At 69.9% G+C, this 13573-nt stretch carries 11 protein-coding genes and 2 pseudogenes; 8 read left to right on the top strand and 5 right to left on the bottom strand.

Annotation, left to right across the window (positions count from 1 at the left end; all coding sequences use genetic code 11):
- The 3 genes and pseudogenes from ACWD4O_RS30235 to ACWD4O_RS30225 all read right to left on the bottom strand — a co-directional run.
- Positions 1-1220: pseudogene (locus ACWD4O_RS30235) on the bottom strand (topoisomerase II); the annotation flags it as partial.
- Positions 1221-1568: 348 nt separating this feature from the next.
- Positions 1569-1697, bottom strand: a pseudogene (locus ACWD4O_RS30230) (SCO5717 family growth-regulating ATPase); the annotation flags it as partial.
- Positions 1698-2176: 479 nt separating this feature from the next.
- Positions 2177-2470, bottom strand: a complete 294-nt coding sequence (locus ACWD4O_RS30225; RefSeq protein WP_451284660.1) for a DUF397 domain-containing protein — start codon at positions 2468-2470, stop codon at positions 2177-2179.
- A 296-nt stretch (positions 2471-2766) separates the two neighbouring features.
- Between ACWD4O_RS30225 and rpsO the strand changes: the two genes are divergently transcribed.
- The 5 genes from rpsO (at position 2767) to ACWD4O_RS30200 (ending at position 8417) form a co-directional block, all read left to right on the top strand.
- Entirely contained in the window at positions 2767-3054 is a 288-nt protein-coding gene (rpsO, locus tag ACWD4O_RS30220) for a 30S ribosomal protein S15 (protein ID WP_020128575.1), read from the top strand.
- Positions 3055-3506: 452 nt separating this feature from the next.
- Entirely contained in the window at positions 3507-5750 is a 2244-nt protein-coding gene (locus ACWD4O_RS30215) for a polyribonucleotide nucleotidyltransferase (RefSeq protein WP_451284658.1), read from the top strand.
- The gene (locus tag ACWD4O_RS30210; protein WP_451284656.1) at positions 5747-7126 is read left to right on the top strand and encodes a M16 family metallopeptidase; all 1380 of its coding nucleotides are present in this window, start codon (positions 5747-5749) and stop codon (positions 7124-7126) included. Before ACWD4O_RS30215 ends, ACWD4O_RS30210 begins: the two co-directional genes overlap by 4 nt.
- A gap of 46 nt (positions 7127-7172) precedes the next feature.
- Positions 7173-7925: a 4-hydroxy-tetrahydrodipicolinate reductase gene (gene dapB / locus ACWD4O_RS30205; protein WP_451284654.1), complete on the top strand. Its 753-nt coding sequence runs from the start codon at positions 7173-7175 to the stop codon at positions 7923-7925.
- Positions 7926-7961: 36 nt separating this feature from the next.
- Positions 7962-8417: a hypothetical protein gene (locus tag ACWD4O_RS30200; RefSeq protein ID WP_451284652.1), complete on the top strand. Its 456-nt coding sequence runs from the start codon at positions 7962-7964 to the stop codon at positions 8415-8417.
- A 101-nt stretch (positions 8418-8518) separates the two neighbouring features.
- Here the strand turns inward: ACWD4O_RS30200 and ACWD4O_RS30195 are convergent, their stop codons facing one another.
- Positions 8519-9073, bottom strand: coding sequence for a hypothetical protein (locus ACWD4O_RS30195; RefSeq protein ID WP_451284651.1), 555 nt, complete (start codon positions 9071-9073; stop codon positions 8519-8521).
- Positions 9074-9164: 91 nt separating this feature from the next.
- Entirely contained in the window at positions 9165-9401 is a 237-nt protein-coding gene (locus ACWD4O_RS30190; protein ID WP_451284649.1) for a hypothetical protein, read from the bottom strand.
- Between the two features lie 169 nt (positions 9402-9570).
- On the opposite strand from ACWD4O_RS30190, the gene thyX reads away from it, so the two are divergent.
- The 3 genes from thyX (at position 9571) to ACWD4O_RS30175 (ending at position 13262) form a co-directional block, all read left to right on the top strand.
- The gene (gene thyX / locus ACWD4O_RS30185) at positions 9571-10311 is read left to right on the top strand and encodes an FAD-dependent thymidylate synthase (protein WP_451284647.1); all 741 of its coding nucleotides are present in this window, start codon (positions 9571-9573) and stop codon (positions 10309-10311) included.
- A 237-nt stretch (positions 10312-10548) separates the two neighbouring features.
- The gene (gene dapA / locus ACWD4O_RS30180; RefSeq protein WP_358806422.1) at positions 10549-11448 is read left to right on the top strand and encodes a 4-hydroxy-tetrahydrodipicolinate synthase; all 900 of its coding nucleotides are present in this window, start codon (positions 10549-10551) and stop codon (positions 11446-11448) included.
- A 128-nt stretch (positions 11449-11576) separates the two neighbouring features.
- Positions 11577-13262 (top strand): ribonuclease J, encoded by a 1686-nt coding sequence (locus ACWD4O_RS30175; protein ID WP_351913175.1) that lies wholly within the window; start codon positions 11577-11579, stop codon positions 13260-13262.
- Positions 13263-13573 lie beyond the last annotated feature (311 nt).

Below are 13573 nucleotides of genomic sequence, written 5' to 3'. Positions count from 1 at the left end.
TGGGCGTCCGGGGCGGCGGGTGCTGCCGGGCCGGCGTTCTGTTGCGGGAAGCCATAGCCACCGCCGGGGGCGGCAGGCGGGACGGGCGCGGGGGCACCACCGGGCTGCGGGAATCCGTAGCCGCCGGGGGCGGTCGGCGGGGTGGGCACCGGGGCGTCACCGGGCTGCGGAAGGGCGTAGCCGCCGGGCTGAGGGGCCGGGGGCACCGGTTGGGGTTGGGCGTCGGCGGCGGGGGGTGCTGCCGGGCCGGCGTTCTGCTGCGGGAAGCCGTAACCGCCGGGGGCGGCCGGCGGCATGGGCGCCTGGGCCTCGCCGGGCTGCGGGGAGCCGTAGCCGGGCTGCGGGGCGGGCGGCTGCGGCGCCGCCGGGGGCTGGGGGAAGCCGTAGCCGGGCTGCGGTGCGGCCGGGGCGGGCTCCGGGGCCGGCGGGTTCCAACCGACCGGCGCGGGCGGAGCCGCCTGCGGCTGTACGGGCTGCTGTACGGGCAGCTGTTGGACAGGCGCAGGCGCGGGCGCGGGCGGGGCGTCGGACGGCTGCGGCTGCGCCGGCCACTGTGCCGCCGGTGCGGGCGCCGCGGGCTGATACGACGGCGGCAGCGGAGGCAGTTCGCTCTGCGGGGCCGGCGGGGGAGTCCAGACGGGCTGCCCGGTGGGAGCGGCGTCCTGGGGCACGCTGTCCTGCGGCTCGGCCGCAGCCGCGGGGACCGCGTCGGAGGGCTCGTCGAGCAGGAAGTCACTCGAAGGGACCGCATCCTGGACGACGTCGGTGCTCGCAGGCGCCGCGTCCTGAACGTCGGTCTCCTCGCTCACGGGAGCCTCGGAGACGACGTCCTCGGGACCGGGGCCACCCTCAACGCCCGTACCGTCGGCGTCGGCGTCGGCGTCGGCGTCGGTGCCGACTGCCTCCGCGTCCTCGACGGGAGGCGAGGTCGTGGCCTCCGCGGGCTCCGGGGAATCCACGGTCTCGGCGGCCGGCTCGACAGCCTCGTCGTCCGCCTCCGCAGGCTTCTCGGGCCCGGCCTGCGCCGTGGCGGCCGCGTGCGCCGCGATCTCCTGCTTGAGCGCGGCCGCGGAGAAGCGCATGGTGGCACCGCTCTCCAGGTCTCCGTTGTCGGAGCCGCTGTCCTCGGCGTCCGCGGAGGGCCCCCACTGCGCCTCCGACTGCTGCGGCTGCGGCTGAGGCTGCGGTTCGAACCCGCTGCCCACCGGAAGATCGGGCACGGCGACCGCCCCCGGAACGGGAGGCACACCAGGAACCGCCGGAGCAGGCGAAGTCACCGGCACGGCAGGGGCAACCGGCACCGCCGGAGCAGGCGGCGCAACCGGCACCGCCGGAGCAACCGGCACACCAACCGGCACACCAGGAGCAGCCGATGCCGCCGGCGGGGCAGCGGGAGCAACCGGCAGGCCCGGCGCGGGCGGAGCCACAGGCAGGCCCGGCACAGGCGGAGCGACCGGTACCCCCGGCGCAGGCGGCACCGGCGGCGCAGCCGGAGGGAACGGCGCGCCAGGAGCGCCCGCGCCCGTGCCCACGCCCGCCCCCGGCATCGAACCGCCGCCCGCGCTCTGCGTGTACCAAGCCGGCGGCGCGTAGTCGACGGTGAACTCACCTGTCGCCTCGACGACGGCCTCCGCGTCGGGCTGGTCATCGCCGGGCGTGGCCCAGCCCCCGCGCATCCCGTCCCGATCGCTGCTCACAATTCCTCCTGGTGTGGTCGAGCACCCTCATACGTGCCGAAGCGACCGTTACTTGTCGTCCGAAGTGGGTTCGAGGCCGTCTGACGTCGTCGGATGCAGGCCCTCCCCCGGAGACGCCGACGCCCACCCCACGGTTTCCGGCATCGCGCCCCGTACCAGCCTAATCACCAGACGGCCCGCCTCGGCAGGCCCGCCCGCCCCTGGGCACCAGTCCACCACGTCACGCACTCCAGGAAGCAGCCGCAAAACGGCCATAGCGTCCGAAGTGCCGTGCGGGGGAAGGGAGAAGCCCGGGTCTCACCGCGCGCCAAGAAGAAAAGAAGAGAAGAGAAAAGAAGAGAAAGAGCCGGGCGACGAGGCCGACGCCTCATTGCCCGACTCCACGACATCGTCACAAGGAACGACGCAAGGAACGACGAAGGAACCACGAAGGAACGACGTAAAGAACGAAGGGAACCGCCGCGGCCCCGCGGCAGCGGCTACTCCGCCGCCACCCCTCCGCTGCCCGCCGTCGGCTCCAGGTCGAACTCGCCGTCCCGGGCGCCGAGCACGAAGGCCCGCCACTCCGCCTCGGTGTAGCGCAGCACCGTCCCCGGGTCGAGCGACGACCGCATCGCCACGGCCCCCTCGGGCAGGGAGGCGATCTCGACGCGCTCCTCGTGCTCCTCCGTGCCCGGCGCGGACCGCCACTCGACGCCGGAGATGTCGAGCGCGTACAGCTCGTCCCGCTCCCGCTCCTTGCGCGCCTTGATCTCCGCTTCCGTCTCCGTCATGCCGCAGCGACCCCTTCCACACATACGACCTACGTTGCACGAACGATTCCGAGCGTTCACCCTAGTGGCCGAGGCCCGGCCGACCCGGTGGATCGGGAACTGGGGGGAAGGCGCTCGCCACCTCCTGCTACCCTGGCCCTTGGCCGTTTGTGTACGCACCCCCGGAAGCACCCTCAGGCACTGCCTGAAGCCCTGGAGGTCGCGCTCAGCGGACCCCGCCTCCCGAGTAACGGAAGCTCCCCCGAGACATAGACCGGGGGCACTCGGTGGCCATGAAAAGACTACGAGGAGTACGCGTGCCGCTCGACGCCGCTACGAAGAAGCAGCTCATCACCGAGTTCGGTCAGAAGGAGGGCGACACCGGCTCCCCCGAGGTCCAGGTCGCCATGCTGTCGCGCCGGATCTCGGACCTGACCGAGCACCTCAAGACGCACAAGCACGACCACCACTCCCGTCGTGGTCTGCTGATCCTGGTCGGTCAGCGTCGCCGCCTGCTGCAGTACCTCGCCAAGAAGGACATCCAGCGCTTCCGTGCGCTGGTCGACCGCCTCGGCATCCGCCGCGGTGCGGCGGGCGCCAAGTAGGACGCCGTGAGGGGAGCGGTTCCCGGGACCATCGGGACCGCTCCTTTTTGCTGTACACAGAGAAGCAAAGAGAAGTAAGCAGAGAAGTACGCAGAAGTACGCAGCCGCACGCACCCGGCTGCACGCACCCGCACGCCCCCTGGCAAGGCCCACCGCACGCCTGCCGCGGTCGCGGAAACGTGCGGAGTGTCGGCAACGCTTTGTAGTGTGGTAGCACAACGCAATAGGTACGACACAGCGTGATGACGTGTACTCGCTGCGGGTAAACGTCACCACGCACACCGAACGAGGAGAAGCGCGCCTAGCCGCCGCCGGTCCTCGGTAGTGGCCCCCGGGAAAGAGAACCCCGGGTGCTTCGATCGAAGACCGGCCCGCACCGCACGGAGCGCTTCTTCGCCACCGTCCCCCTGCCACACGGGCAGCCCAGGGACGAAGACGAGGAGAAAACGCTAGTGGAGAACGAGACCCACTACGCCGAGGCCGTCATCGACAACGGTTCCTTCGGCACCCGCACCATCCGCTTCGAGACGGGCCGCCTGGCCAAGCAGGCCGCCGGCTCCGCCGTGGCGTATCTGGACGACGACACCATGGTGCTGTCGGCCACCACCGCCTCCAAGAACCCCAAGGACCAGCTCGACTTCTTCCCCCTCACGGTGGACGTCGAGGAGCGCATGTACGCGGCCGGGAAGATCCCCGGTTCCTTCTTCCGTCGTGAGGGCCGGCCGAGCGAGGACGCGATCCTCACCTGCCGCCTGATCGACCGCCCGCTGCGCCCGTCCTTCAAGAAGGGCCTGCGCAACGAGATCCAGGTCGTCGCCACGATCATGGCGCTCAACCCCGACCACCTGTACGACGTCGTGGCGATCAACGCCGCCTCCGCGTCCACCCAGCTGGCCGGTCTGCCCTTCTCCGGCCCGATCGGCGGCGTCCGCGTCGCGCTGATCAACGGCCAGTGGGTCGCGTTCCCGACGCACACCGAGCTCGAGGACGCCGTCTTCGACATGGTCGTCGCCGGTCGCGTCCTGGAGGACGGCGACGTCGCGATCATGATGGTCGAGGCCGAGGCCACCGAGAAGACCATCACGCTGGTCGCGGGCGGCGCCGAGGCGCCGACCGAGGAGGTCGTCGCCTCCGGTCTGGACGCCGCGAAGCCCTTCATCAAGGTCCTCTGCAAGGCCCAGGCCGACCTCGCCGCCAAGGCCGCGAAGCCGACCGGCGAGTTCCCGGTCTTCCTCGACTACCAGGACGACATCCTGGAGGCGCTGTCCGCCGCCGTCCGCCCGGAGCTCGCCTCCGCGCTGACCATCGCGGGCAAGCAGGACCGCGAGGCCGAGCTGGACCGCGTCAAGACGCTCGCCGCCGAGAAGCTCCTGCCGGAGTTCGAAGGCCGCGAGAAGGAGATCTCCGCCGCGTACCGCTCGCTCACCAAGCAGCTGGTCCGCGAGCGCGTGATCAAGGAGAAGAAGCGCATCGACGGCCGTGGCGTCACGGACATCCGTACGCTCGCCGCCGAGGTCGAGGCCATCCCGCGCGTGCACGGTTCGGCGCTGTTCGAGCGTGGCGAGACCCAGATCCTGGGCGTCACCACCCTGAACATGCTCCGCATGGAGCAGCAGCTGGACACCCTCTCCCCGGTGACCCGCAAGCGCTACATGCACAACTACAACTTCCCGCCGTACTCCGTCGGCGAGACCGGCCGCGTCGGCTCCCCGAAGCGCCGCGAGATCGGCCACGGCGCGCTCGCCGAGCGCGCCATCGTGCCGGTCCTGCCGACGCGCGAGGAGTTCCCCTACGCGATCCGTCAGGTGTCCGAGGCCCTCGGCTCCAACGGCTCGACGTCCATGGGCTCGGTCTGCGCCTCCACCATGTCGCTGCTGAACGCCGGTGTGCCCCTCAAGGCCCCCGTCGCCGGCATCGCCATGGGCCTGATCTCCCAGGAGATCAACGGCGAGACGCACTACGTCGCCCTCACCGACATCCTCGGTGCGGAGGACGCCTTCGGCGACATGGACTTCAAGGTCGCCGGCACCAAGGAGTTCGTGACCGCCCTCCAGCTCGACACCAAGCTGGACGGCATCCCGGCCTCCGTCCTGGCCGCGGCCCTCAAGCAGGCCCGCGACGCCCGCCTCCACATCCTCGACGTGATGATGGAAGCGATCGACACGCCGGACGAGATGTCCCCCAACGCCCCGCGGATCATCACCGTCAAGATCCCCGTGGACAAGATCGGCGAGGTCATCGGCCCGAAGGGCAAGATGATCAACCAGATCCAGGAGGACACCGGCGCCGAGATCACGATCGAGGACGACGGCACCATCTACATCGGTGCCCAGGTCGGCTCGCAGGCCGAGGCCGCCCGCGCCACGATCAACGGCATCGCCAACCCGACCATGCCGGAGGTCGGCGAGCGCTACCTGGGCACGGTCGTCAAGACGACCACCTTCGGCGCGTTCGTCTCGCTGCTCCCGGGCAAGGACGGTCTGCTGCACATCTCGCAGATCCGCAAGCTCGCCGGCGGCAAGCGCGTGGAGAACGTCGAGGACGTGCTCGGCGTGGGCTCCAAGGTCCAGGTCGAGATCGCCGAGATCGACTCCCGCGGCAAGCTCTCCCTGATCCCCGTGATCGAGGGCGAGGACGGGGACGAGGACAAGAAGGACGCTGCGGCCGACGGCAGCTCCGCTGCGGGCGACCAGTGACATCGAACAGCCCCACGGCGACGGCCCGCACCTCTTCGGAGGCGCGGGCCGTCGCCCGTACCCAAACCCTGATCAAGGGCGCAGGCGGCATCGGCACGGTCCGTAAGACCACCCTCCCGGGCGGCCTGCGGATCGTCACCGAGACCCTCCCGTCGGTCCGCTCGGCCACCTTCGGCATCTGGGCGCACGTCGGCTCCCGCGACGAGACGCCGTCCCTGAACGGCGCCACCCACTACCTGGAGCACCTCCTCTTCAAGGGGACGACCCGCAGGTCCGCGCTGGACATCTCCTCCGCGATCGACGCCGTCGGCGGCGAGATGAACGCCTTCACGGCGAAGGAGTACACGTGCTACTACGCGCGTGTGCTCGACGCCGACCTGCCGCTCGCCATCGACGTCGTCTGCGACATGCTCACGGGCTCGCTCATCCTCGAAGAGGACGTCAACGTCGAGCGCGGCGCGATCCTCGAAGAGATCGCCATGACCGAGGACGACCCCGGCGACTGCGTCCACGACCTGTTCGCGCAGACCATGTTCGGCGACAACCCTCTGGGCCGCCCGGTCCTCGGCACGGTCGACACGGTCAACGCCCTCACCGCCGACCGCATCCGCCGCTTCTACAAGAGGCACTACGACCCGACCCACCTCGTGGTCGCGGCCGCCGGCAACATCGACCACAACACGGTCGTCCGCCAGGTCCGCGCGGCCTTCGAGAAGGCGGGCGCCCTCAAGAAGCCGGACGCCACGCCCATCGCCCCCCGCGACGGCCGACGCGCGATCCGCACCGCCGGCCGCGTCGAGCTGATCGGCCGCAAGACGGAACAGGCGCACGTCGTCCTCGGCATGCCCGGCCTGGCCCGCACGGACGAGCGCCGCTGGGCGCTGGGCGTCCTCAACACGGCCCTCGGCGGCGGTATGTCGTCGCGGCTGTTCCAGGAGGTCCGCGAGAAGCGCGGTCTGGCCTACAGCGTGTACTCGTACACCTCCGGCTTCGCCGACTGCGGCCTCTTCGGCGTCTACGCCGGCTGCCGGCCCTCGCAGGTCCACGACGTGCTGAAGATCTGCCGCGACGAACTCGACCAGGTCGCCGAGAACGGTCTGTCCGACGACGAGATCGGCCGCGCCATCGGCCAGCTCAGGGGCTCCACGGTCCTCGGCCTGGAGGACACCGGCGCGATCATGAACCGCATCGGCAAGAGCGAACTGTGCTGGGGCGAGCAGATGTCGGTCGACGACATGCTGACCCGGATAGCGGCGGTGACCCCGGACGAGGTCCGTGCGGTGGCCCGCGACATCCTGGGACGGCGTCCGTCGCTGTCGGTCATCGGCCCGCTCAAGGACAAGCAGGCCGCCCGGCTGAACGACGCGGTCGCCTGATCCACCCCCGTTGAGAAGCGTTGAGAAGCGTAAGGAAGCAAGAACGATGAGCAAGCTGCGCGTGGCGGTCCTCGGCGCCAACGGCCGGATCGGTTCCGAGGCGGTACGGGCGGTCGAGGCCGCCGAGGACCTGGAGCTGGTGGCCGCCCTCGGCCGCGGCGACAAGCTCGAGACGCTCACGGAGACCGGCGCCCAGGTCGCCGTCGAGCTGACCACCCCCGCCTCGGTCATGGACAACCTCGAGTTCTGCGTACGGCACGGCATCCACTGCGTGGTCGGCACGACGGGCTGGACCGACGAGCGCCTCGCGCAGCTGACGGGCTGGCTGGCCGCGTCCCCGGAGACGGGCGTGCTCATCGCGCCCAACTTCTCCATCGGCGCCGTCCTCACCATGAAGTTCGCGCAGATCGCCGCGCCGTACTTCGAGTCGGTCGAGGTCGTCGAACTCCACCACCCGAACAAGGTGGACGCCCCGTCCGGCACCGCCACGCGCACCGCCCAGCTCATCGCCCAGGCCCGTCGCGAGGCGGGCACGGCCCCGGCTCCGGACGCCACGGCGACGGCCCTGGACGGCGCGCGGGGTGCCAGCGTCGACGGCATCCCGGTCCACGCCGTCCGTCTGCGCGGCCTGCTGGCCCACCAGGAGGTGCTGCTGGGCGGCGAGGGCGAGACCCTCACGGTCCGCCACGACTCGCTGCACCACAGCAGCTTCATGCCGGGCATCCTGCTGGGCGCCCGCCGGGTGGTGTCGACGCCCGGTCTCACCTTCGGCCTGGAAAACTTCCTGGACCTCGGCTGAGGCCGAGGCAGATCCGAGTCCGAGGCTGATTCCGACATGCGAGCCAAGCTCTCCTACGCCATAACGGCCGCCGTCCTGGTCTTCTACTTCGTCCTGGTCGGCAGCCGCGGCGTCATGCTCATCCAGGCCGGCACGCTCCTGACCGTCACCTTCGGCGTGGCGGTGCTGATCCTGCCGGTCATCGGCGTCTGGTTCCTGTGGAAGAACACCCAGTTCGTCCGCAAGGCCAACGCCCTCGCCGCCGAACTCGACGCCGAGGGCGGCCTGCCCGTCGACGAGCTGAAGCGCACCCCGGGCGGCCGCGTCGACCGCGATTCGGCCGACGAGGTCTTCGCCCTGCGCAAGGCCGAGACCGAGGCGGCCCCCGAGGACTGGCGTACCTGGTTCCGCCTCGCCGTCGCCTACCACGACGCCCGCGACACGCCGAGGGCCCGCAAGGCGATGCAACGGGCGATCGGCCTGCACGACGGCAAGCCGGTCGAGGCCGTCTGAGCCGTACCCGTACGCGTACCTGCACCCGTACGGGACACCGACACCGAAGGGGCCGGCCCGCAGCGACTGCGGACCGGCCCCTCCTTCGTTCGTTCGCGGGATCAGCCGCGCCGGTTCTCCGCGGCCCACGCCTCGATCGCGTCCGCCGCCCGGTCGAACGCCTCGGCACGCGCCAGGAAGTCCGCCCCGTGCGTGGTCAGCAACGGCGCGGCCTCACCCGCGGGCCGGTCCCGGCGCACGACGGTCAGGGCCTGCCCCTGAACGGTCCGCGGCAGGCCCAGCCAGCGCACCGGCTGCTGCGCGGTCCGCACCGCCACGACGCGCTCCCAGGGCAGCGTGCGGGTGAACAGGAAACCCACGTGCCGCAGCCCGCGGTCGCTCACCCACACACCCATCCGCAGCAACCGCAGCGCACCGGCGATCACCAGCAGGGAGCAGCCGAAGACCGCACCGGCCTCGGAGGCCGATCCGGTCAACGCGATGATGACGGCCGCGAACAGCACGTACGAGGCGAGCAGCAGCGTCAACGCGGCCATCCCGACCCGCCAGGGCCCGGGCCGGTAGGGGCGCCGCCAGCGCTCGTGGTCGTCGAAGGGCAGAGCGACCTCGTCCGCTGCCTCGAATGCGCGGTCGGCCGTCAGGAAGGGCAGGGGCACGGCTGGTCCTCACTCGTCCATGCGTGGGCTGTGCCCGGTGAGGCTATCCGCCTGTGTCCCCGCTCACCACCATCGGGGGGCCGGATGGAGGTCAGCGCCCCTGGGACGCCTGGGACTGCTGTGCCTGCGAGGAGTGGTCCAGACTCAGCGCCGGCATCCCGATGACCAGGGACCCCACCAGCGCGGCCACGATGGTGAGCCCGAACAGCACCCGCCCGGCTGTCTGACCCACGGAGGACCGTTCGGCGGGCGGGGGAGCGACATTGCTGCGGAACCGGTCGGCCTCGGCGAGGAAGGCGAAGGGTACGGGCTCGCGCCGACGGAACATGGCTGATGTCTTTCCTCTCGAACAACTCGTCATCAGTACAGACGAACGAGTCCCCCAAAAGGTGCCTGGTACCTCAAAACGATCCGCGGCAAGGCACTTCCGAAGCGCCGGGGGCGGCCCCGTAGAGTGGGCGCCGACTCCAGATGTGATGGGAAGGACCCTCCGAATCGTGACCGCCACCCCCGACGACGAGTTCAAGATCGATCTCCGCAGCGATGTCACCGTCGAGCTGGTCAAGCACAGCGCGTCGGACTCCGACGTGCTGTTCGCGGCCCGTGTGTCGACCGTCGGGGAGCAGTCCCTGGACGAGTTGGACAAGGACCCGGAGCGCTCCAAGGGCCTGATCAACTACCTGATGCGGGACCGGCACGGCAGCCCCTTCGAGCACAACTCGATGACGTTCTTCATCAGCGCCCCGATCTTCGTCTTCCGCGAGTTCATGCGGCACCGCGTGGGCTGGTCCTACAACGAGGAGTCCGGCCGCTACCGGGAGCTCCAGCCCGTCTTCTACGTCCCCGGCGAGTCCCGCAAGCTGGTCCAGCAAGGCCGCCCGGGCAAGTACGTCTTCGTCGAGGGCACCCAGGACCAGCAGGAGCTGGTGAGCCGCACCATGGAGGAGTCCTACCGCCGGGCCTACGCGGACTACCAGCAGATGCTCGCGCAGGGTGTCGCCCGCGAGGTCGCCCGCGCGGTCCTCCCGGTCGGCCTGTTCTCCTCGATGTACGCCACCTGCAACGCCCGCTCGCTGATGCACTTCCTCGGCCTGCGCACCCAGCACGAGCTGGCGAAGGTCCCCTCCTTCCCGCAGCGGGAGATCGAGATGGTGGGCGAGAAGATGGAGGCCGAGTGGGCCCGGCTGATGCCGCTCACGTACGCCGCCTTCAACGCCAACGGCCGCGTCGCCCCGTAGCGGAAAATCGCAGGAAAACCCCGGGAATAAAGCGGAGAAGAGCGACGGAGACGTATGTACGGATCATCCGTGCGAAGTGTCCGTATTGCGGCATTTAGAGAAGTTCATCTAGCCTGATCAAACGGACCCGGCACTGCTTGAACCCCCGAGCAGGCAGTGCCGGGTTCCATCTTTGTCCTGACTTGTCACCTCCCCCGAGGGAAGACCCCACGGTGAGCAACGAGTAGCGTGTTACCCATGGCTCCGACCTCCACTCCGCAGACCCCCTTCGGGCGGGTCCTCACCGCCATGGTCACGCCGTTCACGGCGGACGGTGCGATCGACCTCGACGGCGCACAGCGGCTCGCCACCCACCTGGTGGACGCAGGCAACGACGGCCTGGTCGTCAACGGCACCACCGGTGAGTCACCCACCACCAGCGACGCGGAGAAATCGGACCTGGTACGAGCCGTCCTGGAGGCCGTCGGAGACCGCGCCCACGTCGTCGCCGGCGTCGGCACCAACGACACCCACCACAGCGTCGAGCTGGCCCGCGCCGCCGAGAAGACCGGCGCACACGGCCTCCTCGTCGTCACCCCGTACTACAACAAGCCCCCGCAGGAGGGCCTCTACCGGCACTTCACGGCCGTCGCCGACGCCGCCGAGCTGCCGGTCATGCTCTACGACATCCCCGGCCGCAGCGGCGTCCCGATCAGCACCGAGACACTGGTCCGCCTCGCCGAGCACCCCCGGATCGTCGCCAACAAGGACGCCAAGGGCGACCTGGGCCGCGCGAGCTGGGCCATCGCGCGCTCCGGCCTGGCCTGGTACTCCGGCGACGACATGCTGAACCTGCCGCTGCTCTCCGTGGGCGCGGTCGGCTTCGTCTCGGTCGTCGGCCACCTGGTCACGCCCGACCTGCGAGCCCTCGTCGAGGCGTTCACCGCGGGCGACGTCCAGAAAGCCACGGAGATCCACCAGAAGCTGCTCCCGGTCTACACCGGCATGTTCCGCACCCAGGGCGTCATGACCACCAAGGCCGCGCTCGCCCTGCAGGGACTCCCCGCCGGCCCGCTGCGCTCGCCCATGGTCGAGTGCTCGCCCGAAGAGATCGAACAGCTCAAGATCGATCTTGCCGCGGGCGGGGTACAGCTCTGACAACAGACTTCACAACTGAATAGGCAGGCCACCGGTGCCTGCAATCCACAACGACAACTGCTTTCGCACGAACGTCACGCGCGCCACGTGCCCACCGGTACGTGGCGTGCGTGTTTGAGGAGAGTCTTTTGAGTCATCCGCATCCCGAACTCGCCCCGCCCCCGCCGCTCCCCGCGGGAGGCCTCCGGGTCACCCCGCTGGGCGGCCTCGGCGAAATCGGCCGCAACATGACGGTCTTCGAGTACGGCGGCCGCCTGCTGATCGTCGACTGCGGAGTGCTCTTCCCCGAGGAGGAGCAGCCCGGAATCGACCTGATCCTGCCGGACTTCACGTCCATCCGGGACCGCCTCGACGACATCGAGGGCATCGTCCTGACCCATGGCCACGAGGACCACATCGGCGCCGTCCCCTACCTCCTCCGGGAGAAGCCGGACATCCCGCTGATCGGCTCGAAGCTGACCCTCGCGTTCATCGAGGCCAAGCTCCAGGAGCACCGGATCCGGCCGTACACCCTCGAGGTGGCGGAGGGACACCGAGAGCGCATCGGCCCGTTCGACTGCGAGTTCATCGCCGTCAACCACTCGATCCCGGACGCGCTCGCGGTCGCCATCCGCACCCCCGCCGGCATGGTCGTCCACACCGGCGACTTCAAGATGGACCAGCTCCCGCTGGACGGCCGTCTCACAGATCTACACGCGTTCGCACGGCTGAGCGAGGAAGGCATCGACCTTCTTCTCTCGGACTCCACGAACGCCGAGGTCCCCGGTTTCGTGGCGCCCGAGCGGGACATCTCCAACGTCCTGCGCACGGTCTTCGGGAACGCCCGCAAGCGGATCATCGTGGCCAGCTTCGCCAGCCACATCCACCGCATCCAGCAGATCCTGGACACGGCGCACGAGTACGGCCGCCGGGTCGCCTTCGTGGGCCGCTCGATGGTCCGCAACATGGGCATCGCCCGCGACCTCGGCTACCTCAAGGTCCCGCCGGGCCTGGTCGTGGACGTCAAGACCCTCGACGACCTCCCGGACCACGAGGTGGTCCTGGTCTGCACGGGCTCCCAGGGCGAACCGATGGCGGCCCTGTCCCGCATGGCCAACCGCGACCACCAGATCCGCATCGTTCCGGGCGACACGGTGATCCTGGCGTCGTCGCTCATCCCGGGCAACGAGAACGCGGTCTACCGCGTGATCAACGGCCTGACCCGCTGGGGCGCGAACGTGGTCCACAAGGGCAACGCCAAGGTCCACGTCTCCGGCCACGCCTCGGCCGGCGAGCTCCTGTACTTCTACAACATCTGCCGCCCGAAGAACCTGATGCCGGTGCACGGCGAATGGCGCCACCTGCGCGCCAACGCCGAACTGGGCGCCATGACCGGCGTCCCGCACGACCGCATCGTCATCGCGGAGGACGGCGTGGTCGTCGACCTAGTCGAGGGCAAGGCGAAGATCTCCGGCAAGGTCCAGGCGGGTTACGTCTACGTCGACGGCCTCTCGGTCGGCGACGTCGGCGAGCCGGCCCTGAAGGACCGGAAGATCCTGGGCGACGAGGGCATCATCTCGGTCTTCGTCGTCGTGGACTCGTCCACCGGCAAGATCACCGGCGGTCCGCACATCCAGGCCCGAGGTTCGGGCATCGACGACTCGGTCTTCTCGGAGGTCGTTCCGAAGATCGCCGAGGTCCTGGAACGCTCGGCTCAGGACGGCGTGGTGGAACCCCACCAGCTGCAGCAGCTCATCCGCCGCACCCTGGGCAAGTGGGTCTCCGACACGTATCGCCGCAGGCCGATGATCCTCCCGGTCGTGGTGGAGGTCTGAGCGACGTACGACCCGTCGTACGCGTGAACCCGGAGCGGGGCTCCTCGATTTGCATCGAGGAGCCCCGCTCCAGTACGTTTACGGCTCCGCCTGAACGGGAACCCGGTACGCCTCGCGCGCCCCGGATCCACTCCCGGGAGGGGCGGGAAATCCGACTCAGAACTTCTGATAAAGTCGGAACCGCCGGAAAGGGAAACCGCGAAACAAAAGCGGGAGCCTGGAAAGCACCGAGGAAATCGGATCGGAAAAGGATCTGATAGAGTCGGAAACGCAAGACCGAAGGGAAACTGCCCGGAGGAAAGCCTGAGAGT

It is taken from the genome of Streptomyces sp. NPDC002623 (assembly GCF_053592635.1).
This window is presented reverse-complemented; position numbering and strand designations above follow the sequence as displayed.

Excerpts from the sequence above, each read along its gene's own strand:
- ACWD4O_RS30190 (WP_451284649.1), bottom strand. The coding sequence starts at position 9,401 with ATGTTCCGTCGGCGCGAGCCCGTACCCTTCGCCTTCCTCGCCGAGGCC.
- dapA (WP_358806422.1), top strand. The coding sequence starts at position 10,549 with ATGGCTCCGACCTCCACTCCGCAGACCCCCTTCGGGCGGGTCCTCACC.
- dapB (WP_451284654.1), top strand. The coding sequence starts at position 7,173 with ATGAGCAAGCTGCGCGTGGCGGTCCTCGGCGCCAACGGCCGGATCGGT.
- ACWD4O_RS30225 (WP_451284660.1), bottom strand. The coding sequence starts at position 2,470 with ATGACGGAGACGGAAGCGGAGATCAAGGCGCGCAAGGAGCGGGAGCGG.
- ACWD4O_RS30200 (WP_451284652.1), top strand. The coding sequence starts at position 7,962 with ATGCGAGCCAAGCTCTCCTACGCCATAACGGCCGCCGTCCTGGTCTTC.